General features: G+C 49.0%; 20 protein-coding genes. 16 read left to right on the forward strand and 4 right to left on the reverse strand.

What is annotated here, in order from left to right; all coding sequences use genetic code 11:
• Positions 1 to 47 precede the first annotated feature (47 nt).
• Together C3B52_RS04575 and C3B52_RS04580 are read right to left on the reverse strand one after the other, a co-directional pair.
• Positions 48 to 848, reverse strand: a complete 801-nt coding sequence (locus C3B52_RS04575) for an IclR family transcriptional regulator (RefSeq protein ID WP_103104917.1) — start codon at positions 846 to 848, stop codon at positions 48 to 50.
• 218 nt (positions 849 to 1,066) lie between these two features.
• Positions 1,067 to 1,672: a class I SAM-dependent methyltransferase gene (locus C3B52_RS04580; protein WP_103104918.1), complete on the reverse strand. Its 606-nt coding sequence runs from the start codon at positions 1,670 to 1,672 to the stop codon at positions 1,067 to 1,069.
• 89 nt (positions 1,673 to 1,761) lie between these two features.
• Between C3B52_RS04580 and C3B52_RS04585 the strand changes: the two genes are divergently transcribed.
• The 6 genes from C3B52_RS04585 (at position 1,762) to C3B52_RS04610 (ending at position 8,085) form a co-directional block, all read left to right on the forward strand.
• Entirely contained in the window at positions 1,762 to 3,153 is a 1,392-nt protein-coding gene (locus C3B52_RS04585; protein ID WP_164684697.1) for a sigma-54 interaction domain-containing protein, read from the forward strand.
• Between the two features lie 152 nt (positions 3,154 to 3,305).
• Positions 3,306 to 3,503 (forward strand): DUF3311 domain-containing protein, encoded by a 198-nt coding sequence (locus C3B52_RS04590; RefSeq protein WP_103105067.1) that lies wholly within the window; start codon positions 3,306 to 3,308, stop codon positions 3,501 to 3,503.
• On the forward strand, positions 3,503 to 4,981 hold the full coding sequence (locus C3B52_RS04595) for a sodium:solute symporter family protein (RefSeq protein ID WP_103104920.1): 1,479 nt from the start codon (positions 3,503 to 3,505) through the stop codon (positions 4,979 to 4,981). The genes C3B52_RS04590 and C3B52_RS04595 overlap by 1 nt, the downstream gene beginning before the upstream one ends.
• Before the next feature lie 30 nt (positions 4,982 to 5,011).
• Complete coding sequence (locus C3B52_RS04600) at positions 5,012 to 6,106, forward strand: C45 family autoproteolytic acyltransferase/hydolase (RefSeq protein WP_164684698.1); 1,095 nt, start codon at positions 5,012 to 5,014, stop codon at positions 6,104 to 6,106.
• Positions 6,107 to 6,278: 172 nt separating this feature from the next.
• Positions 6,279 to 6,653 carry a BlaI/MecI/CopY family transcriptional regulator gene (locus C3B52_RS04605; RefSeq protein WP_103104922.1) on the forward strand — a complete coding sequence of 125 codons (375 nt, stop codon included), beginning with the start codon at positions 6,279 to 6,281 and terminating at the stop codon, positions 6,651 to 6,653.
• Between the two features lies 1 nt (position 6,654).
• Positions 6,655 to 8,085 (forward strand): M23/M56 family metallopeptidase, encoded by a 1,431-nt coding sequence (locus tag C3B52_RS04610; protein WP_103104923.1) that lies wholly within the window; start codon positions 6,655 to 6,657, stop codon positions 8,083 to 8,085.
• Between the two features lie 88 nt (positions 8,086 to 8,173).
• On the opposite strand, the gene C3B52_RS04615 is transcribed toward C3B52_RS04610, so the two are convergent.
• Positions 8,174 to 9,925, reverse strand: a complete 1,752-nt coding sequence (locus tag C3B52_RS04615; RefSeq protein ID WP_235615599.1) for a sigma-54 interaction domain-containing protein — start codon at positions 9,923 to 9,925, stop codon at positions 8,174 to 8,176.
• Between the two features lie 305 nt (positions 9,926 to 10,230).
• Here C3B52_RS04615 and C3B52_RS04620 point away from each other — a divergent pair, with 305 nt between their 5' ends.
• The 8 genes from C3B52_RS04620 (at position 10,231) to C3B52_RS04655 (ending at position 18,655) form a co-directional block, all read left to right on the forward strand.
• Positions 10,231 to 11,010, forward strand: coding sequence for an SDR family NAD(P)-dependent oxidoreductase (locus C3B52_RS04620; protein ID WP_373419711.1), 780 nt, complete (start codon positions 10,231 to 10,233; stop codon positions 11,008 to 11,010).
• Between the two features lie 63 nt (positions 11,011 to 11,073).
• A complete protein-coding gene (gene gcvPA, locus C3B52_RS04625; protein WP_103104925.1) occupies positions 11,074 to 12,510 on the forward strand; it encodes an aminomethyl-transferring glycine dehydrogenase subunit GcvPA in 1,437 nt (478 codons plus the stop codon).
• 109 nt (positions 12,511 to 12,619) lie between these two features.
• Entirely contained in the window at positions 12,620 to 14,182 is a 1,563-nt protein-coding gene (gene gcvPB, locus C3B52_RS04630) for an aminomethyl-transferring glycine dehydrogenase subunit GcvPB (protein WP_103104926.1), read from the forward strand.
• A gap of 120 nt (positions 14,183 to 14,302) precedes the next feature.
• Complete coding sequence (locus tag C3B52_RS04635) at positions 14,303 to 15,187, forward strand: ABC transporter substrate-binding protein (RefSeq protein ID WP_103104927.1); 885 nt, start codon at positions 14,303 to 14,305, stop codon at positions 15,185 to 15,187.
• Positions 15,188 to 15,258: 71 nt separating this feature from the next.
• Positions 15,259 to 15,960 (forward strand): amino acid ABC transporter permease, encoded by a 702-nt coding sequence (locus C3B52_RS04640; RefSeq protein WP_103104928.1) that lies wholly within the window; start codon positions 15,259 to 15,261, stop codon positions 15,958 to 15,960.
• A complete protein-coding gene (locus C3B52_RS04645) occupies positions 15,957 to 16,679 on the forward strand; it encodes an amino acid ABC transporter ATP-binding protein (protein WP_103104929.1) in 723 nt (240 codons plus the stop codon). Before C3B52_RS04640 ends, C3B52_RS04645 begins: the two co-directional genes overlap by 4 nt.
• 19 nt (positions 16,680 to 16,698) lie before the next feature.
• Positions 16,699 to 18,348 (forward strand): M20/M25/M40 family metallo-hydrolase, encoded by a 1,650-nt coding sequence (locus C3B52_RS04650; protein WP_103104930.1) that lies wholly within the window; start codon positions 16,699 to 16,701, stop codon positions 18,346 to 18,348.
• A gap of 124 nt (positions 18,349 to 18,472) precedes the next feature.
• The gene (locus tag C3B52_RS04655; protein ID WP_103104931.1) at positions 18,473 to 18,655 is read left to right on the forward strand and encodes a small acid-soluble spore protein H; all 183 of its coding nucleotides are present in this window, start codon (positions 18,473 to 18,475) and stop codon (positions 18,653 to 18,655) included.
• A 108-nt stretch (positions 18,656 to 18,763) separates the two neighbouring features.
• Here C3B52_RS04655 and C3B52_RS04660 read toward each other — a convergent pair whose 3' ends face one another.
• On the reverse strand, positions 18,764 to 19,420 hold the full coding sequence (locus C3B52_RS04660) for a glycosyltransferase (RefSeq protein WP_103105069.1): 657 nt from the start codon (positions 19,418 to 19,420) through the stop codon (positions 18,764 to 18,766).
• A gap of 163 nt (positions 19,421 to 19,583) precedes the next feature.
• Between C3B52_RS04660 and C3B52_RS04665 the strand changes: the two genes are divergently transcribed.
• On the forward strand, positions 19,584 to 20,009 hold the full coding sequence (locus tag C3B52_RS04665) for a MarR family winged helix-turn-helix transcriptional regulator (protein WP_103104932.1): 426 nt from the start codon (positions 19,584 to 19,586) through the stop codon (positions 20,007 to 20,009).
• Between the two features lie 153 nt (positions 20,010 to 20,162).
• Entirely contained in the window at positions 20,163 to 21,557 is a 1,395-nt protein-coding gene (locus C3B52_RS04670; protein WP_103104933.1) for an MFS transporter, read from the forward strand.
• Positions 21,558 to 21,572: the final 15 nt, after the last annotated feature.

The following is a 21,572-nucleotide window of genomic DNA, read 5'->3' on the forward strand; positions in this document are numbered from 1 at the left end:
TGTCAAAATGGAACCACCGTCCTATCTCCCCCCTTCAAGATGGCTATTTATCGCCGAAAACGCCTCGTTTCTTTTTCGATGAATGGCTGATTCATTTTGTTGAACTGCTCCTGAATTTCTTTTTGCCCGGTCTTCAAAATGCGCAAGGTCACTTCGATTTTGTCCTCGGGCATACGGTATTCCGGTCCAGCAAACGTAAGCGAAGCGATAACCTCTTGCTTGGCGTTAAACAGAGGAACACTCAGACCGACAACCGACGGAGTACGCTCCCCAACGGTATAACACCAGCCTTTTTTTCTGATTTCACGCAGTTCCTGCACAATCACATCAGGATCTGTCGGGACAGGATACGTCAATTCCTCCGGATCGAGAAAAATATCATTGAGGATTTCCCGCTGCCGCACTTCTGACAAAAAGGCCAAAATTGTTTTGCTTCGCGCCCCGCGATACAGATTGGTTCGGGTTCCGATCGTCATCGTGAACTTGACGCTTTGCGGGCTTTCCACGATCGCCACACAAATTCCCTCATCTCCGTCCAGCCAGTTGAGCGAGATGGATTCTCCCGCCTCTGTGGACATCCTTTTCATAACCGGATACACGATGTCAGTAATGCTGTGATTCTCCTGAACCAACCCGCTGTAATCCCAGAATTTCAGTCCCAGCTCATACTTCTTCGTCTCCAGATTTTGTTTCATGAAACCATGCTCCTCAAAAGTAGACAGGATGCGATGCACAATGGAATGGCTGACGTCCATTTCCTTGGCCAGCTCCCGAACGCCCCAGGACGTGTGATTATGGTCAAAATAAGCGAGTAATCGCAACGAAATATCTAATGTTTTTAGTGACATTTTCGAATACCTACCTTTATTGTCTCTATATTAGGACCATTGGTTCTAAATAATGCTACAGTCATTGTAAAGGACGCAAACTAAATATTCAATAAATTAAGAAAGTTTTCTTGGATAAGAAAAACTCTATCGAACCCCAACCCTTTTACACACAAAAAAACCTCCGCATGTCTATCGAACAGGCTTTGTCCGATGATTTTGCAGGAGGTCTACATTTTTTATTCTTTTTTCAAGCACCACGTACTCATACAACGCAGCCCAGCAACATTTACCGTTTTAATCGGCTCAAACAGCGAACCCTCGAGTGCCGCCGTAGTCTCCAGCATCGTTTCCTCGTTCACAAGAAAACGAGTGCTGCCGTCAGGTAACAAGTATCTTTGATTTCCTAGCAGCTTGATCCTATCTTCTATACCAATCGATGAAGCCAAACGGATAAACAACATTCCCCCTGGTGCAAGAACCCGCCACAGCTCTTCCATCATTTGCTGAAAGTGAGCCTCATCCTCGGCAAAGTGCAGCACCGCATTGCTTATGACAAAATCAAAGCTCTCCGAGGCAAAGCTCATACGCTCAACCGCCTCTACACGCGCTTGCTCCTCTGACCAGTCTGGGGCAAGCGTGGCCCCAAGCTGCCGAACCGCACGTATTGCTTCCTCCGAGCGATCTACGGCGTGTACCGTATAGCCATTGCGCAAAAAATAGACCAAATTGCGTCCACTGCCACAGCCGGCATCGAGAATCCTCATATCCTTTGTAATTCGCCCTTTTAACAACTGATCAAACAAATAAATATCGATATTGCCAAACTGCTCAGCGAGATTCATGTTCGATCCCTGCCTTTGTTTTTTTCTCATTCTAACATGCTATACTAGTGGCATTTAGCGTCTATCTGCTAGAAAGGGGGATGATCCCTATGTTTGCCCTGAACAACCTAGACAGTCTCCTGGAGCTTTTTTTCGACGGCGTCATTATCACCGACAGGGACGGAATGATTGTCAAAGTAAACACAGCCTATCAGAAAATAGCAGGAAAAACAGCAGATGAGCTGATCGGCAAGGATATACGCAGTACAGTCGGAATCAGGCTTCATTCCAACGAATCCAGTACCATGCGCGTTCTTCAAGAAAGACGCCCCGTGACCATCATGCAACGCTCCACATCTGATTCTGGGTACAAAGAATATATGACTACCGGGATGCCCATGTTTAATGACCAGAACGAAATCGAGTTCGTCGTGAATTGCGTCCGTGACATGACAGAGCTGAACGAGCTGAAGCAGCATTTGAGCCGTGCGGAGCAGATGAATCAGAATTATCTGGAAGAGATCAAAACTCTGAAGCAGCAGCAGGAGCATGAAAACGGCCTGGTCATCCACAGCAAGGTCATGCTCGATGTAAAGGAAGCCGCAGCCAAGGTTGCTTCCGTAGACTCTCCCGTGATGCTGCGCGGCGAGTCCGGGGTCGGCAAAGAGGTGATCGCCAAGTACATTCACCACAGGAGCAAGCGATCAAACGGCGCTTTTATCAAGGTGAACTGTGGAGCCATCCCTGCCTCCTTGATGGAAAGCGAATTTTTTGGTTATGAGACAGGAGCCTTCACCGGAGCAAACAAAGAGGGCAAACCCGGTTTTTTTGAGCTCGCTGACAAGGGTACGCTCTTTCTTGACGAAATCGGCGACATGCCTCTCGATCTGCAAGTAAAATTGCTGCGCGTTTTAGAAGAACAAGAGTTTCGCAGAGTCGGAGGCATTAAAACCATCCGTTCTGATGTGCGGATTATCGCTGCGACGAATCAGGATTTAGAGGAAATGGTAGAGCAAAAAACATTCCGCAAAGATTTGTACTACCGACTCCAGGTTTATCCGATCCTGATCCCTCCGCTGCGTGAACGAAAAGAAGAGATTCCGTTTTTCATTGAGCACTTTCTACAACGCTACCAAGAAAAGAATGCGATCCAAATTCAAATCACCCAGGAAGCCATTCAGGTGCTTTGCCAATATGATTGGCCAGGCAACATCCGGGAATTGATCAATGTCATGGAACGTATGGCCATTTCCTGTGCAAACGGTGAAATTTTGCCCGATCATTTGCCCAGAGAGCTGTTTGGCAATCTCGGGAAAATCATCCCCAAGACGTTTGGCGAGGAAGTAGAGCTGTTCGAGTTCCAAGGGATGCAGCGAGCTCTCGCCTTGCATAAATCAACGCGAAAAGCTGCGAGTGCCTTGCAGATGAGCCAGCCTACGTTTGTACGAAAAATGAAGCTGTATGAAGCCAAATACAGGAACGATCCAAATACGGATCAGTAAAATCAGACGTCGATCCAATTATGGATCGGTTTTGGATGATGCCAATGGTGACATCGCCTCTGTGGCGGTATTTTTCACCGTTGGCATTCTTTTTGCTAAAAGGGGATATGCACGGACAGGAGATTACACCAAAAAATAAAGGAGGGCTGATTATGAATCGGATTCACGCTTTGGGACTTATTCCATTTATCGGGATGCTTGGAGGACTTCCTTTTGCCAACAAGGCGACCCCCTATGTGCTGGGGATGCCATTTTTACTGTTTTGGATCGTGTTGTGGGTCGTTCTGACATCAGTCGTGATGACCATCATCAATTCGATTGATCCGGCGAATCAGAAGGAGGACATCTGATGAATATTTCCATGCTAATTACGTTTGCCTTTCTGGTTGCCGCCATCCTGCTAGCCGTTCGCTCTGGTCTTGGCAAGAAAATGAGCTTGGAGCAATGGGCTGTTGGCGGTCGTGGTTTTGGAACCGTTTTCGTGTTCCTTTTACTCGCCGGGGAATTTTTTACGACGTTCACCTTTTTAGGCGGGAGCGGGATGATCTATCAGGTTGGCTCCCCTGCTTATTACGTGCTCGCCTACATGACCTTGGCCTATGTTTTTTCCTACTATCTGCTGCCTCCGATCTGGCGGTATGCCAAAGAGCATTCGATTGTCTCGATCTCTGATTTCTTCCGCAGCAAATATCAGAGCTCGTCTCTCGGTATGCTGGTTTCTGTCGTCGGGATCATCGCTTCTGTCCCGGTCGTGGTTCTGCAATTGAAAGGGCTTGGAATCATCGTTTCGGAAACCTCCTACGGGATGATTTCACCGATCCTGGCTGTTTGGATTGGAACCATTGCTGTAACCGTGTACGTGATGATCTCTGGTATTCATGGCGCTGTCTGGACTGCTGTGATCAAGGATATTTCGATCGTGCTTGTCGTCGTTTTTCTCGGCTTGTATTTGCCTTATCACTACTACGGAGGCTTCCAGCCGATGTTTGAAGCGGTACAAGCTGCCAAACCCGCTCATCTGACCCTCCCGGACAAAGGGCAGAGTCTTAGCTGGGTCATTTCCACAGTGCTTTTGACGGCTGTTGGCTTCTACATGCAGCCTGGTTTATTCGCAGCTGCGCTGTCAGCCAAAAGCGAAAAGGTTTTTCGCCGCAATACGATCGTGATGCCACTGTACACCTTACTGCTGCTCTTCGTCTTTTTCGTCGGGTATACCGCGATTCTGCAGGTTCCCGGCTTGCAAGGAGCAGATGGCGACCTGGCATTACTGCGCCTCTCGCTCCAAACCTTTGATCCATGGTTCATTGGGGTGATCGGCGGAGTTGGACTGCTGACGGCATTGGTACCGACTTCGGTCATTTTGCTCACGATCGGGACACTGTTTGCGACAAACATCTACAAGCCGCTCACGAAAACGACCAATGAAGTCCGCGTGGCCAAGGTAGCGAAACTAACCGTTCCAGTCGTAGCCTTCATCGCCCTTTATTTTGTCATCAACGGCGGCAATGCGCTGTACGCTTTACTATTGATGTCCTTTAGCCTTATTACCCAGCTGTTCCCGGCGCTTCTGCTCAGCCTCTTTCCGAAAAATCGATTCAACAAATACGGAGCCTCCTGGGGAATTATTGTCGGCGTTTCCACCGTCGTGTATTTGACGGTCACCAAGACGACACTTGCTACCTTGTTCCCTGATCTGCCGCAGGTTGTAAAAGATTTTAATACCGGCTTTATCGCACTCATTTTGAACATAGCAGTCGCACTGCTCGTCACGATGGCAACAAACAAAAATCTGGTTCAAAAAGAGTCGATCACTACTCAGCATGGGTAAATAATACAGTGAAACATGGAGGTTATCAGCATGTCCTTTCCACATTTTCGTATCAGTGGCACTGCGTTTGAGCGAGGAAAACAATTAGGTCACCTGGCCAAGCAGCAGATCATTCACAACATCGAAACGTACAAGGTTCTCTTTCAGGAAATGGCCCAGGTGGACTGGGAAGCAGCACGCGCCCATTCAGTTCAGTACATCTCCTGGATCGAACTCTACGATGCCGAAATATTGGAGGAAATCAAAGGGATCAGTCAGGGCGCGGAGCTCGACCTGCTCGATCTGATCGTGCTTAATGCTCGCAGTGAAATCATCACAAATCTGGCAGGCAAGCCTGTGCCAGCCGATGGCTGTACCAGTATGGCAGCTGCTCCTGAGATCACGACCAGCCAAGAGATGCTGCTCGGTCAAAACTGGGATTGGAACAACCTGATCATGCCAGGAATGATCGTGTTAGAAATCGATCAGGCTCCACGTCCTGCAATCTTGATGGTGACAGAAGCAGGAATCGTCGGCAAAATCGGCATGAACAGCGCTGGCGTAGGCGTTTGCCTGAACTTCCTCGGGACTACCGAGCGCCAGATGGGGGTACCGATTCATATCGTGCTTCGCGGCATTCTCAACAGTCACACACTGCCACAAGCAATCGGACAGGTCGCCCGCCTCACTCGCGGCACCTCTGCCAATTATTTGATCGCCCATAAAGAAGGCGAGGTCGTAGACGTAGAAACAACTCCAACTAACTACGACGTGCTCTATCCGGACAATGGCTGGCTCGTTCATGCCAATCATTTTGTCGGGCCGCGCTCGATCCTGATTGAGGATACAGCCAGAATCATGTCACCTGACAGTCATTTGCGCCAAGGGCGTGCGAGCAAGCTGCTTGCCCGTTATGGGAATGATGTGGATCCGGCTGCGTTCAAGCATATCTTTTCTGATCACGGCGCATACCCGGACGGCATTTGCCGACATGGAGAAACACAGCCTGTCGACCTCGGCCGCCCGATGATTTCCAGCACGGTGTTTTCGATCGTCATGAATTTGTCTGAAGGAACCTTTGAGCTCTCTGGCGGTCAGCCTTGTACGGAAGCTTATGAGAAATACGGATTTTCGTCAGCAGAATAGCAGAAGCTGCTCCTACGCTAGTTTGATCCATTTCCCCTCAGTGAAGGTACTCCCTCGGCTGAGGGCTTTTTGTATTTTTGTAAAAACATGGTTGACAATTTACGATTACGATTGTAATCTTAGAGCATCAACGACTACAAACGTAATCGATAATCAAAGGAGGTACATCATTTTGGACGAGCTCCCGCGCATCTCGGATTCCGAGTGGGAAATCATGAAGGTCTTTTGGGCAAAATCACCCGCTACGGCCGCTGATGTCATCCATGCTTTGCGAGACAACAAGAGCTGGAAAGACAAAACGATCAAAACATTGATCAGTCGTTTGCTGCAAAAAGGCATTCTCACCTATGAGCAAGTCAACCGCGTCTATTACTACACTCCCACAATTAGTGAAGAGGAATGTAAACGGACAGAGCGTGAATCCTTTTTACAACGCGTGTACGGAGGGGCGCTCAAGCCTATGCTCGTGCACTTTTTGCAGGAAGAAAAGCTCTCCTCCCAGGAGATAGCTGAGCTCAAGAAAATCCTGACAGACAAGGAGAAGTAATGTGGTAGAGACATTTCTATATCTTCTCACTCATTCTTTTTCCTGGGTGCTGTCCAATTCCCTACAAGCCAGCATCCTCGTCATCCTCATCTTGTTGTGCAAGCTGGCTGGCAAAAAGCATTTGACCGCAAGATGGCACTATGCCGTCTGGTTACTACTGATCATGAAATTGGCTATCCCATGGTCGCCGGACAGCTCTATCAGCTTGTACAATTGGCTGCCCTCATTGGGCTGGGAAACCGTTCAAGGGCAAGCCCCAAGCAGTGCATCCAGCTACACATACACAGCAGCTGCCGTTGCTCACCCTTCTGGTGATCTGACTAGCGATCCAAAAGCTGCTCAGTCTGATGGCTCGATGGTTTCCTGGCTTCATCTGCTTGCAGCTCTCTGGCTCTGCGGTGTTATCGTGCTCCTGATCACAACCATACGCACCATGTACAAATTGAACCAAACGTTCAAAGACGAAGCCCTTGTTCTGGAGCAGCGTGTTCTCCTGATCTTAGCTCACTGCAAGGAGCAAATGGGCATTTCCCAAAAGCTGCCCTTATTGCGGAGCAAAACCCTTTCGAGTCCCACCCTGGCAGGATTCTGGCGGCCGCGCATTTTGCTGCCGGATCGACTCATCGATACATTGGATGAGCAGGAGCTGCGCCATATCTTCCTCCATGAATTATCTCATTGGAAAAGACACGATATCGCGGTAAACAGCTTGATGAGCTTTTTACTCATCCTCAACTGGTTCAATCCGCTGCTTTGGTATGCAGCATCTCGTATGCGCCGGGATCAGGAAATTGCCTGTGACGCTTTGGCCCTCACCTACATGAAAGAGGCAGAAGTACAAAAATACGGGTTTACCATGGTCAAGCTGCTGGAGCTCTGCAGCGGGCAAAGGACTACTGCGCTCACTGCCAGCTTTTCCAGCTCACGAAACCATTTGAAAAGGAGAATTGAAATGATCAGCAGCTTTAAAAAGAAAGCTTATACGTGGACTACTTCAGGGATCATCGTTGTTTTGGCGCTGGGTGTATTCACCTTGACCGATGCCAAGCAGGTTTTTGGCAAACAGCCAGCCTTTATTGCACCAGTAGAGGGAACGATCAACAGCTCCCCTACAACAAAAGGAATTACTATCGTCAACGCCCTGAACACCCCTGTTCATGCAGCCGCAGCAGGCACCGTTATCGCTGCAGATTACGACAGAAAAGCAGGTAATCAGGTCATCGTGTCGCATGAGGGCGGCTATCAGACCGTTTATTCTCATCTGGAAAAACTGGAGGTCGCTCCCGGTGCCACTGTATCACAGGGACAGATCATCGGCTTATTGGGAAGTACCGGACAAAGCACAGGCCCCCATCTCTATTTTGAATTGATAAAAGATGGAACGGCCGTAGATCCTCTAGCAGTGTTGGCAGACACAGCAGCAAGTAACTAGCTTTTTGAATGCTCTTTTCGCAAGCAGAAAAAGGACAGCCCATGCTCAGGCTGTCCTTTTATACATACAACGATCCCATTCCTGTCGCTCACGAAATGCCTAATGCCTTCAGCTTTCGATACAGGGTTCTTATGCCTATCCCGAGCTCACTAGCAACCTCCATCTTCCCCTTCAAATCCGTACCGTGCCTTTGCAGTGATGCACGAATGGCATCAGCCTGCACATCCGCTATGCGTTCCCTGATGGCCGATCCACTGGACGCGCTGCCCGAGCCTGCCAGTAAACGAGGTGGCAAGCTGTCCGGCGTAATCGTGGTTCCCGTCTCCATGTTCATCGCGTACTCGATGACGTTCTCCAGCTCCCTGACATTGCCCGGCCACTGGTAAGAGGCCAAAATCTCCATCGTTTTTGGAGCGATACCAGCAAAGGTACGCCCTGTCTTTTCTCTGCATGTTTGCAAATAAGATAAAGCGAGCAGCTCGATATCCTCCTTTCGCTCGGCAAGTGCTGGGACATGAATCGGAATGACATTCAATCGATAAAAAAGATCAGCCCGAAAAGCTTTCTGCTCGATTAATTCCTCCAGATTTTGATTGGTCGCAGCAATGATCCGTACATTGATCGGGATCGAGCGAGTACCGCCAACCCGTTCGATCACCATATCCTGCAATACCCGTAACAGCTTTGCTTGCAGGGATAGAGGCATATCCCCAATCTCGTCCAGGAAAAGCGTACCGTTGTGAGCTATTTCAAATCGTCCCGGCTTGCCCCCCTTTTTGGCCCCCGTAAAAGCACCTTCCTCGTGCCCAAACAATTCACTCTCAAACAAGCTCTCTGGAATGCTTGCACAGTTAATCGCAACAAACGGATAGTAGGCACGGGTACTGGCTTCGTGGATCGCTTTCGCCAAATGTCCCTTGCCCGTACCGGTTGCACCCGTAATGAGTACAGTAGAGCTGCTGTTTTTTATTCGCTCCGCCTTTTCCTTTAGCTGTCTAATCGCGTGGCTCTTGCCTACAATCTGATTCAGGCTCTCCCCTGTCTGCGTCATCGGTCGCATAGAGGTCGTTAGCCATTCACTAGTAACACGCAGCGTACCTCCAATGAACTGATCGTTAACCATAATCGGCGTCGCTTCTACAGGTGCATTCAGTTTATCAATCAGACAGTTCGCGACAGGCAAGGACTGAGTGGACAGAGAGGACAACGATGGCATAAACATCTGGGAGATATCTGCTGGCAGTAGGTCTTTTTGTGCCAAAAGTGAGCGGGCACTTGCATTAGCGTGTACGACATGGCCGCTTCGATCAAAGGTGAGATAGGCATCAGATACAGTATCGAGCACTCCCTCCAACAGCTGGTCGTATGGATGGTACGGCTCATGCTTCCCTGTCTGGGTTTGAATGATCGTCGTAATCATCCCACTCACTTTTGTTAAGATTTGCTGATATTTTTCGGTGTGCTTCGAGAGACGATGTTGTCCTTCCTTTGTAAAGGACGTGAGCGAGACGACGCCGATGGCATGATTCGCTACCTTTATGGATGACAGCAGCTCCACTTTGGCTGGACAGCTTTCCAGGAACCTGCATCCGACGCACATTTCCATGGAGCCTGGTTTATCAACCAGAAAATCTCCCCGTGACAAGACGAACTCAATGGACGGGATATGTACGTTTTCCCCTTTCTGCTTCAGATAACGCTCGGTGCTCACAACCAATAAGCCACGCTCGTTGATCACAGCAGCATCCACATTCAGTATATCCGAGATGCCCGTGATGACTTTTTCGATAGCTGGCTTGCATCGTTCCAACGAGACCATGGAAACCCACCCTTTCCGCATCTTCCCTCCCAAGTTTATTAAATATTTTGACATCTGACAAATTGTTTGCCAATGCAGTCAATGACTTCCGAAAAAGTGGGTACCGGCTTGCCAAAATAGTCAAATACTTTGACAAAAATGGCAATAACCACATGATTTCTTCTTCAAAAATGAGCCTATAAAGCCGCGATATAGTTGCCCGATCACGTAATGCAACAGCTTTTAGGCCAGACATAACCGATTTGGCACAGCGCTTGCATTATTCAAAAAAGCAAGGCATCACCATTACAAAAAGATTCATTTCACGAAGGGAATGATCCTACTTGTTGAGCACGAACGACCTGTTCAAATTAGAAGGAAAAATAGCTTTAATCACAGGTGGCGCTTCTGGTATCGGATTTGCGACAGCAAAACGATTGGCCGAATTTGGCGCGAACGTCATGCTGCTTGATATCAATGAAGAGCTTGGAGAAACAGCCGCTCGTCATATACAGGATCTAGGTGGAGCCGCACGCTTTTTTAAATGCAACGTCGTTTCACAGGAAGACTGCCGCCAAGTGACGGAAGCCATCGAAGAAGCCTACGGCCGTATTGATATCTTGTTTAACAACGCGGGCGTCATTCGCCGCAAAACGGTGGTAGAGCTGGAGGAGCAGGATTGGGACCTGGTGATAAACGTCTCCCTGAAAGGTGCGTACAACCTCTCCAAATATGTGATTCCCGTCATGGCTAAATCGGGCGGAGGCAGCATCATCAATACAGGCTCTGGCTGGGGAATCAAAGGTGGCGACAAAGCAGCAGCTTATTGCGCAGCCAAAGCTGGCGTGGTCAATTTGACACGCGCCATGGCGATTGACCATGGCCCCGAGAATATTCGTGTCAACTGCGTCTCGCCAGGTGATACGGATACGCCACTTTTGCGTGAGGAAGCCCGTCAACTGAACAAAGAGGAAAGCGCGTTCCTCGTATCATCCGCACAGGGACGTCCTTTGGAACGTCTTGGCACGCCACAGGACATCGCCAATGCCGTTCTCTTCTTTGCCAGCGACTTGTCCGCTTGGGTAACCGGTTCCGTGTTAGTTGTTGATGGTGGAGGCCTCGCCTAGCACTTCCTAACGAGTTTCATGACTGAATTTTTCGAATAATCAACAGACGGAGGGTACGAAAAAATGAGTGTAAAACGTTTTGCTCACCCCTATATTCCCAATTCTGCTCCCGAAGTAAAGGAACAGATGCTGCGTGAAATTGGCTTTTCCAGCATTGAGGATATTTTTGCGGATATCCCCCAGGAGCTGCGCCTGCAAGAAAAGATGAACATTCCACCAGCACTCACTGAGTACGAGCTGGATCGCCATGTAAACTTGCTCATGAACAAAAATCATACGACCAAAGAAAATATCAGCTTCCTCGGTGCAGGCTGCTGGCCGCACTTCGTTCCCGTCGTATGTGACGAGATCAATTCACGAGCAGAATTTCTGACAGCCTATGCAGGAGAGCCTTACGAGGACAAGGGCCGTTTCCAGGCACTGTTTGAATACCAGAGCTTGGTGGCAGAGCTCGTGGACATGGATGTCGTAAACGTTCCGACATTTGACTGGGCACAGGCAGCCTCTACCGCTCTACGCATGGCTGCTCGTATCACCAAACGCACCGAGCTGTTGATTCCGAAAAACATAAACCCTGACAAGCTTTTGATTATCAAGAACTATACGTCTCCCGATCTGACCGTTACGTTGGTGGACTATGAAATCGAGACGGGTGCTCTAGACCTGAGTGATCTGAAAGCCAAGCTCAGTGCCAGCACAGCCGCGGTCTATTTTGAAAACCCGACTTTCCTCGGATCAGTGGAAGCAAATGGTCAGCTTATCGCAGATTTGGCTCATGCCGCTGGTGCTATTTGTGTCGTTGGTGTAGATCCAATCTCGCTCGGCGTCATGGAAGCACCGGCTAATTACGGAGCAGATATCGTTTGCGGCGATTTGCAGCCTCTGGGCGTACACATGCATTACGGCGGGGGACAATCCGGCTTTATCGCGACACATGACGACCCTACCTACGTCATGGAATATCCATCCCGACTGTTCGGAATTGCACCAACAGTCGTCGAGGGTGAATATGGCTTCGGGGATGTGGCCTACGACCGCACCTCCTTTGCCAAGCGTGAAAACGGCAAGGAATCCGTCGGTACGCAAACGGCACTTTGGGGCATAACCGCGGGTGTTTACCTCGCTACGATGGGACCAGTTGGCATGGAAGAAGTGGGCCAAGGCATCATGCAGCGCTCCCAATATGCAGCCAAGCAGCTCTCATCCATTCCCGGAGTCGCTATCAAATTCACTGCTCCCTTTTTCAAAGAGTTTGTCGTCGATTTTACGCAAACAGGCAAAACCGTAAAGGAAATCAATACGGCGCTGCTTGCCCAAGGCATCTTCGGGGGTGTCGATTTGACAGGGCACTTCCCTGAGCTGGGACAATGCGCACTCTATTGTGTCACTGAAATCCATACTCAAGAAGAAATCGACAAGCTAACCACTGCCATCCAGAGTGTCATGCAAGTTAAGAAAACCCCTATCGATGCTTATTCAATGAGGAGCGACCGCGTTTAGCGGAAAGTTTTACCGAAGTTATGCCGGATGCGGACGCTGAGGCACCTTGTCATGCGCTTCAGTTCAAAAAGTGTAAACACCACAATCAGCGAAGGAGACGATTGACGAGATGAAACGGATTCCAAGAGACCATAAAGTAAGACGCTTCCATCAAGCCAAATGGGATGAACCCGTCATTTTTGAGCTCAGCCAGCCCGGAGAACGCGGTGTAGAGGTACCGCCCGTAGAACGAGAAATCACCGCTATCGTAGGCGATGGCGTGTCGCAATTACCGGATGGGCTGCGCCGTAAAAAGCGCCCGAACCTCCCGCAAATCAGCCAGTTTCGCGTCATTCGCCACTACTCTCGCCTCTCGCAGGAGGTGCTGGGTGCAGATTTTAATGTAGAGATGGGCCAAGGCACCTGCACGATGAAATACTCTCCAAAAATCAACGAGCGCTTTGCCCGTTCGCCAAAAATGGCTGAGCTGCATCCGCTGCAGGATGAATCCACCGTGCAAGGCATGCTGGAAATGACCTACAAGCTCGATCTGTTCCTGCGCGAAATATCAGGCATGGACAAATTCTCGTTTCAGCCAGGCAGTGGCACACAGGCTTTGTTCACCCAAGCCTCTATCGTTCGCAAATACCATGAGGCACGTGGCGAGGGAGAACAGCGCAACGAATTCATCACCACTCATTTTTCCCATCCATCCCAGGCAGCGACAGCCGCGGTCAAAGGGTTCAAGATCATTTATGTACCCGTGGACGAAAACGGCTACCCTGACCTCGAAGCATTAAAAGGACTCGTATCGGAGCGAACAGCCGCCTTTGCTGTTGCGAATCCCGAGGATACCGGCATCTACAACTCCCGGATCAAGGAGTTTACAGACATCGTGCACGCTGCTGGCGGGCTTTGCTGCTACGATCAGGCGAATGCAAACGGACTTTTAGGAATTACGCGTGCACTAGAAGCGGGCTTTGACATGTGCTTCTTTAATCTCCACAAAACCTTTTCCATTCCGCATGCCTGCGGAGGTCCGGCGACAGGTGCCATCGGGGTTACGAAAGCATTGGAAGAGTACCTTCCTAGCCCATTGGTCGACTTTGATGGAAGCAAGTATTTCTACCGCCGCGAGTTGAAAAACTCCATCGGCAAGGTGCGGAGCTTTTACGGTGTCCCACCAGCAGTTCTGCGTGCATATGCGTGGATTCGTGCGCTGGGCGCAGAAGGCTTGACGGAGGTCGCTCAAATCGCCTGCCTTAACAACAATTATTTGTATCATAAAATCCTGCAAATTCGCGGAGCAAGCGCCCCGTATATACAAGGCCGCCGTCTCGAACAGGTGCGCTACAGCTGGCAGCAGCTAAAAGAAGAAACCGGGGTCACCACATACGATGTTCAGCGCCGCATGAGTGACTTTGCGCATCACTATTGGACCAGTCATCACCCGTATGTCGTTCCCGAGCCGTTCACGCTTGAGCCAACCGAATCGTACTCCAAAGCGGAGCTGGACGAATATATTGCGGCCCTCACGCAAATCTCGGAGGAAGCATATGCAACGCCCGAAATCGTAAAAAATGCGCCGCACAGCAGCACAGGCCACCGCGTAGAAGAGTCGGTACTTGATGATCCCGACCAGTGGGCTATCACCTGGAGAGCCTACCTGAAAAAAACCACGATGAATGAATAGCACTGCCCAAGTGATTCGAGAAGAGGGCACAGAAACACAAAGCCCTCTCCTCTTTCATACGCAGCACAGGCAAACCAAGCAAAGCGTTTTTTAAACCATATCTGTTTGGGGGATTCTCGTATGAAAAAACAAAGATTGTTTCCTGTCGCACTGCTGGTAGGCTCACTCGTGCTCTCTCTTCTAGCTGGCTGCGCTTCCAATGCAGCTCCATCATCAAACAGCAATACACCACAAGCTGCACCAACTGATGCAAGCGCTTCCACAAATACTGGCTCCTCCGCTCCTGCGCAGCCTGCTTCTGAAGAGAAAATGAAGCTCGTACACGAAGGAAAGCTGACGTTTGCAATGAGTGGCTTGCTCAAACCGCTTAATTACAAGGATGAAAATAATGTACTGACCGGATTCGATGTCGAAATCGGCAAAGAAATAGCCAAGCGCATCGGACTGGAGGCAAACCCGGTAACCAATCCATGGGAAACCATCCTCCAGGGGCTAAAAGGAAACAAGTACGATGCCATCATCGGCAGTATGACCCACACCGAAGAACGCGCCAAGCAGGTAGATTTCACCGAGCCCTACTACATCTCCGGAGGACAAATTTTCATCGCTGAGTCAAACGACACGATCAAATCCAGAGATGACTTGAAAGGTCAAATCATCGGCGTCGTACAAGCAAGCACACACAAAGAGGTTGCGGAAACATTGACCGACAAGGAAAAAGTAAAAGGTTACCCAACAGATATTTACGCCTTGCAGGACCTGGTCCCAGGTCGTGTCGCTGCTGTCATCACGGACCGCGTCGTCGGCACTTCTGCGATTAAAAATCAAGGGCTGAAAATCAAGCCCATCGACGAGGTATTAAACAAAGAAAACATCGCCATTGCTGTGACCAAAGACAATCCTGTTTTGACCAAAAAAATCAATGAAGCCATCAAATCCATGATCGACGACGGCACGTATGAGCAAATCAGCATGAAATGGTTTGGTGCAAACCTGTTGAAGTAACACGTTTGTAATAGCTGGTGCGCCGGGTTTTCTGGCGCACCTTCCATACTTGCTACGGGGGTATGTCAACGATGGATTTTTTGATGAATATCACGGACATTATCACGCATCATGGAAAAGCATTTCTCGAGGCAGCCTGGGTCACCGTTTCTCTGACGGCTGTTTCTCTCGTCATGGCTTCTGTAATAGGACTTGTCTTTGCCTTTTTCAAAGTATCCGGCGTCTTCGTCTTGCAAAAGCTGGCAGACGCTTATATCTTCGTCGTGCGAGGCATGCCCCTGATCGTGCAGCTTATGTTCCTCTACTACGGCATTTCCAGTGTTATTGTGCTCTCTGACTTTACTGCGGGTGCTCTCGCGCTCGGCATCCACTCCGGGGCTTATATTGCGGAAATCTTCCGTGGGTCTATCCAGTCGATTGATCGCGGACAGATGGAAGCGGCACGTTCTCTCGGGATGCCTTATGGTTTGGCGATGCGGCGTATTGTCCTGCCGCAAGCGTTCAAGCGGGCAATCCCTCCACTCGGCAACCAGTTTATCATCGGCTTGAAGGATTCTTCACTCGTTGCCTACATCGCCGTGACCGAGCTGTTTAATCGCGCACTGTCCGCCCAGGCAGACAACTTCATGCCCTTTGAAACGTATTTTGTCGTCGGACTTTACTATCTGGCGCTCGTAGCTATTTTCTCGTTTATTTTGAATCGGTTGGAAAAACGTCTCGATACCAGCAGAACCCCTCTCCCTACTCGCAAGCATAAAGAGGTGGCAGCATGATAAAGGTGCGTAATCTGGCGAAATCATTCGGTAGTCTGCAGGTGTTAAAAAACATCTCACTGGAGATTAAAAAATCAGAAGTAGTCGTACTGATCGGGGCAAGCGGCTCAGGAAAAAGTACGCTATTGCGCTGTCTGAACTTCCTGGAAATGAAGGACTCAGGCGAAATCGCGATCAATAACCAGGTGATTGATGTCAAACACACGGACCTGAACAAGGTGCGTGAACACGTGGGCATGGTGTTTCAGCATTTTAATCTGTTTCCGCACATGACTGTTCTGGAAAATGTAATCGAAGCACCGCTCCATGTAAAAAGAAAAACGAAAGCCGAAGCAACGGAAAAAGCCATGCAGCTATTGGCACGCGTAGGACTGACCGACAAAGCACATGTCTACCCTGAGCAGCTCTCTGGCGGACAGAAACAACGGGTGGCGATTGCACGGGCTCTCGCGCTTGAACCAGACGTCATGCTGTTTGACGAGCCTACTTCTGCACTCGATCCTGAGCTGGTAGGAGAGGTGCTGGCGACGATGAAGGATTTGGCCCGCGTAGGCATGACGATGGTCGTCGTTACACATGAGATGGGCTTTGCCCGTGAAGTAGCGGACCGGGTCATCATGCTTGCTGACGGAGAGATGGTCGAAGATGCCCATCCAAGCGTTCTTTTTTCCAACCCTCAGCACGATCGGACGAGACGATTCCTCCAACAAATCCTATAAACGAAACGGGGTAGATGCTATGCTGCAAAGCCGTGAAGCAATCATAAAATTAACCGATGACCTAGTACAAATAGAAAGCGTAGTCAACACAACGGGTGAAATCGATGCTGCCACTCATCTTTACGAGCACCTGAAATCGTTCCCGTATTTTCGGCAAAATCCCGAACAATTGATCATCTCCCGGACCATAAATGACGAGGTAGAACGCTACAATGTGCTTGCATTCGTCAAAGGCACGAAGCGACCTAGCGGAAAAACTGTCATTCTGATGGGCCACACCGATACAGTGGGCATCGAGGATTACAATCACTTAAAGGATAAAGCCTGCTATCCTTCCTCCCTGATGGAAGCGCTGAAAGAAGAACCGCTGCCTGACTTGGTCAAACAACAGCTAGATTCTGGTGACTGGCATTTTGGCCGCGGTGTGCTCGATATGAAAAGCGGCGTAGCCAGCCACGTCTTTTTGTTGCAGTACTATTCCGAGCACCCGGAAGAGCTGGCGGGCAATTTGCTGCTTCTGGCCGAGTGCGACGAGGAGGACAGCTCGCACGGCGTTCTCTCTTCCTTGAAGGATTTGAAAAAATGGCGGGAGGAGCACGGCTTTGAATACATTGCGCTCATTAACTCTGACTTCGTTGCGCCGCGTTACGATGGTGACCCGAATCGCTATATTTACAAAGGAACCGTGGGCAAGCTGCTACCATCCTTTTATATCACCGGCTACGAAACACATGCAGGCTCTGCCTTCGAGGGTCTTGACCCCAACTTTATCGCTGCTGAGCTGACCCGCCAAATCAGCTACAATCCTGATTTATGTGACGAAGCATATGGGGAGACGCCTGTTCCGCCCGTTTCCTTGAAGCAGACCGATTTTAAACCGACCTACACGATCCAAACAGCCTTGTCTGCCTATGTTTACTACAATTTTTTCATTCATACATGGTCGCCGAAGCAGGTCCTCGGCATGTTGAAGGAACAGGCTGAGATCGCTTTTGAAAACGCCCTGACGCTGCTGCGTGACCGTCATCGCCGCTTCTGCGAAAAGAGCGGTCAAGCCTGGACTCCGCTCCCTTGGAAGACACGCGTTTTGATTTACGAGGACATGAAAAAAGAGCTGGTCGCAGAGCATGGCGATGCCTTCCTCTCGCACATGAAGCAGTTTAAAGAGCAGCTTTTGCAAGACAAGAGTCTGGATGTGCGGATGTTCTCTGGCCGTGTCGTCGAAGAAGAAGTGAAGTGGATGAAGGACAGAAGCCCGGCCATTATTCTGTTCTATTCCTCACTCTATTCGCCTCGTATCGAGCTTGTGGGCAAGGATGAGCGTGAGCAAAACCTGATTGCCGCGCTGGAGGAGGCAGTGGAGAGCGTTCAGCCACACTATCCGCATCCGATCGTGACTCGCAATTTCTTCCCGTACGTCTGTGACATGAGCTGTGTAGCCCTGTCTGACGATGAGGAGGGGATTCTGGCCATCGAGGAAAATAATCCGAGCTGGGGCAGCAAGCATTATGTAGAGTATCAGGATATCCGCGACATCAATGTGCCGTGCATCAACATCGGCCCCTACGGATACGATGCGCATAACCGCTTTGAACGAATGGAGATTGCCTATTCCACAGAAGTCGTCCCCTCTGTGACTGACGAAGTCATCAAACGACTATTGAAATAAAGCAAATACGCCAGTACCTTTCCTTTCAGGTGCTGGCGTTCTTTTTCGTACTCTATCATTCGCATAGGCGCTTGGCATGGGGTACATATTATAGCCGTTATCCATTTCACAGGAGGTCTCTCAAATGACAAATGAACGTGCGAAAGAAATTGCTGCTTCCCCTGTCATGGCAAATGTAACGTGCAACGGCTTGCCCATCTATATTCAGCATGTGGATGAAACAACGGATATGGCAAGAATCTATCCGATCGGCGAACCTGAAAACGAACAAGATGTCCCTGTAAACAGTTTGAAGGAGCATCATTGATTTTCTTGCAGGAGCCTCTCATACTGCTTTCCCAACAAGAAAAGGCATGGACTCGTAATCCATGCCTTTCGCTTTTTTCCAGCCCACCGGCTTCAACTAGTCAGCTGATTAAAACTGGTTAGGAAATTGCTTGATAATCCCCTCAGTCAAGGCATCCGCCAGCGTGATGATATGGTCCTCGCCTCTATCAAAAGCAGCGATATCCGCATCCCAATCCTTTTTCACCCTCGCTTGAACCATTTCTGTAAGCAATTCGAGATGCTTGTTCATAAGATCTTTTAATTCCTGTTCTGTCCAATTCGGGTTTGCACTGCTCAAAAATTTGGCGATATCATCAGCATTTTTGTACCACTCGGCATTGTATTTTTTGAGATCGGCTTGCTTGTTCTTTTTCGTAGCGTCTACAACTTTGCCTGCAATGAGAATATGTTCTTTTAATAAAGCAGTCAGCTTATTACCTGCTTCTTCGCCATAATAAGGCTTGATTACATTGCCAATATCCTCTTGGTTTTTCAAAAGCCTCGCGAGTACCTTGTCTTGGTCCTTCAGCCCTGCCAAGGCGCTTACGACATAAGCCCTTGTCCAAATCATATGATCGATCCATACTCTTCGCATATCACCCTGGAGCTTGACTTCCTTTGGTTTAATGCCTTGTTGCTGCTGCGGCGGGTCCCCGCTACCTTCCTTCGCTTGCACAGCTAGAGGTGAACCCAGCAATGCCAGACACATTACGATCAAAACGGTCTTCATGAACTTTCCTGTCATCGTATCCTTCTCCTTTATATGCTTTGCAGATCCCGTTGTTATTTTGGGCAAATTTGCTGCTTTCATTCTTCATCGCCTTCCTGTCAAATTGACACGTCTGATCAGCATCCGTATAGTTGTCTTATCAACAGTTGCTCTGCAAACGTAAAAAGGAGGCTTATCGTTGAAAATACATGAGTACATTGGTGTTATCGTTAAACGAACAGATTTAAAGCTGAACAGCTACTATCAAAAAGTAGTGAATCCCTTCAACATCACCATTGATCAGTGGATGATTCTCGTCGTCCTGTGGGATGAAGAAGGGCTGACTCAAAACGAGCTGGCTGAGCGCACTTTTAAAGATAAAACAAACATTGCTCGAATGCTTTTTACGATGGAGGAGCGAGGGTTTATTCATCGGGTGACAGACAAAAAGGATCGACGCTCACTGCATGTCTACCTGACAGAAAAAGGACGGCAATTAAAAGATGAGGTTCTCCCCCCTTCCATTGAAGCCTACGAGAAAACAATCGCCGGCTTGACTGAAGAAGAGGTCAAGCAGTTTCGAAAAACTCTCAATATCATTTATGAGAACGTGAAAAATTTATAAATCCAAAGTATTGTACAGGAGCATTTTTTCTGTATAATTAGTTGTTGTAGCAACAGTAATAACAGCAACTAAATAATATGTTTTCTTTTTTGCCTATTTAGTTGCTGCAACAACTGTTAAAACAACAACTTTTTTTGAAAGGAGCGTCGTATGATGAGCAAGGAAAGTATTTGGAGTACTCATTACCGTGCTTTGACGATCGGTATTATTCTTGTCGTCACTGCTACGGCTTTCGAAGGTTTGGCTGTCACAACCATTGCACCTGGCCTCTCTAGAGAGTTACAGGGGGAAAACCTGTACGGCTGGATATTTAGCGTTTATTTGTTAGCCCAGCTTATTGGAACAGTCATTACAGGGCAACTGGTCGATAAAAAAGGGCCAGCTCAGCCTTTTATCACGATGATTGTGCTTTTTGCTTTGGGGATTGTGGTTGCCGCTATTGCACCAAACATGCCGATATTATTGCTTGGTCGTATGATGCAAGGATTCGGAGCAGGGGCTTTGGTCAACTGCGTGTATACGATGATTACCCTGCGTTACCCTGACTCTCTCCGCACTCAAATTCTTGCCGTCTTTTCCAGTGCGTACATTCTCCCGGGACTATTTGGACCCTATATTGCTGGAGTCATCTCAGAACAATTGTCGTGGAGATATGTTTTCTGGTTGATCCTCCCTTTCATCGCCCTTTCTGCAATCCTAACTACCCCTGCTTTTCGAGGCTTGAAACCAAATGCACATGCAGGAAACAACAACAACCGGCTGTTCCTCCCCTTCTTCTTGGCTTTGGGAACGGGTATCTTCCTGTTTGGACTCGGCAAAATGCCTACCGTTTATGGCATCGTCCTGTCTGTCGCTGGCCTAGTTACCCTGATCATCCCGTTGTATAGGCTGATGCCCAAGGGAACACTCGTCGCTCGTGTGGGCCTGCCAGCCATCATTGCTTCGCGCGGTTTGTTTGTATCTGCTTATTACGGCACGCAAACGTATTTAGTTCTTGGACTGACAACTGTTTTAGAAATGTCGGCCGACAAAGCTGGCTTGGCCGTTGCCTCTGCCGCAATCAGTTGGTCACTGGCCGCCAACGTCCAGGCAAAATGGGATGCAGCGGACCTCGGAGTAGGTCGAAAAAAACGAGTAGTCACCGGTCTTTTCATCATGCTCATAGGCGTTGCGTTCTCTGTACCACTGACGTTTGTTCCAAATGATCTTTTCGGCGTCACACTCGCTATTTTCAGCCAGATTATTATGGGCTTTGGGATCGGCTTAGCTCACCCGACTAGCGGTGCTATCGCGTTTTCTCTGGCAAAGCCGGGCGAGGAGGGCAAGGTTTCTGCAGAAATTTCTGTAGCTGATACCTTCACTCCGGCGATTGGCATTGGACTTGGAGGGGCGATCATCACTGTCATGACAGCCATTGGCTTTTCTCTTTCACTGGGCATTACGGTTTCTTTGCTTCTTCAGGTTTTGACCGTCATGATCGGCCTGGCTGCTGCTACCAAACTGGCTGCACAACCAATACAACAATCAGAAGAAAGGACACCTTCTTAGGTGTCCTTAGATGTC

Source organism: Brevibacillus reuszeri, from assembly GCF_002897295.1.
Classification (GTDB): Bacteria; Bacillota; Bacilli; order Brevibacillales; family Brevibacillaceae; genus Brevibacillus; species Brevibacillus reuszeri_A.

Coding starts and splice junctions, on each gene's coding strand:
- C3B52_RS04615 (WP_235615599.1), bottom strand. CDS start 9,925: ATGCGGAAAGGGTGGGTTTCCATGGTCTCGTTGGAACGATGCAAGCCA.
- C3B52_RS04660 (WP_103105069.1), bottom strand. CDS start 19,420: ATGACAGGAAAGTTCATGAAGACCGTTTTGATCGTAATGTGTCTGGCA.
- C3B52_RS04595 (WP_103104920.1), top strand. CDS start 3,503: ATGAATATTTCCATGCTAATTACGTTTGCCTTTCTGGTTGCCGCCATC.
- C3B52_RS04590 (WP_103105067.1), top strand. CDS start 3,306: ATGAATCGGATTCACGCTTTGGGACTTATTCCATTTATCGGGATGCTT.
- C3B52_RS04640 (WP_103104928.1), top strand. CDS start 15,259: ATGGATTTTTTGATGAATATCACGGACATTATCACGCATCATGGAAAA.
- C3B52_RS04580 (WP_103104918.1), bottom strand. CDS start 1,672: ATGAATCTCGCTGAGCAGTTTGGCAATATCGATATTTATTTGTTTGAT.
- gcvPB (WP_103104926.1), top strand. CDS start 12,620: ATGAAACGGATTCCAAGAGACCATAAAGTAAGACGCTTCCATCAAGCC.
- C3B52_RS04670 (WP_103104933.1), top strand. CDS start 20,163: ATGAGCAAGGAAAGTATTTGGAGTACTCATTACCGTGCTTTGACGATC.
- C3B52_RS04635 (WP_103104927.1), top strand. CDS start 14,303: ATGAAAAAACAAAGATTGTTTCCTGTCGCACTGCTGGTAGGCTCACTC.
- C3B52_RS04650 (WP_103104930.1), top strand. CDS start 16,699: ATGCTGCAAAGCCGTGAAGCAATCATAAAATTAACCGATGACCTAGTA.
- C3B52_RS04575 (WP_103104917.1), bottom strand. CDS start 848: ATGTCACTAAAAACATTAGATATTTCGTTGCGATTACTCGCTTATTTT.
- C3B52_RS04655 (WP_103104931.1), top strand. CDS start 18,473: ATGACAAATGAACGTGCGAAAGAAATTGCTGCTTCCCCTGTCATGGCA.
- C3B52_RS04600 (WP_164684698.1), top strand. CDS start 5,012: ATGTCCTTTCCACATTTTCGTATCAGTGGCACTGCGTTTGAGCGAGGA.
- gcvPA (WP_103104925.1), top strand. CDS start 11,074: ATGAGTGTAAAACGTTTTGCTCACCCCTATATTCCCAATTCTGCTCCC.
- C3B52_RS04585 (WP_164684697.1), top strand. CDS start 1,762: ATGTTTGCCCTGAACAACCTAGACAGTCTCCTGGAGCTTTTTTTCGAC.
- C3B52_RS04645 (WP_103104929.1), top strand. CDS start 15,957: ATGATAAAGGTGCGTAATCTGGCGAAATCATTCGGTAGTCTGCAGGTG.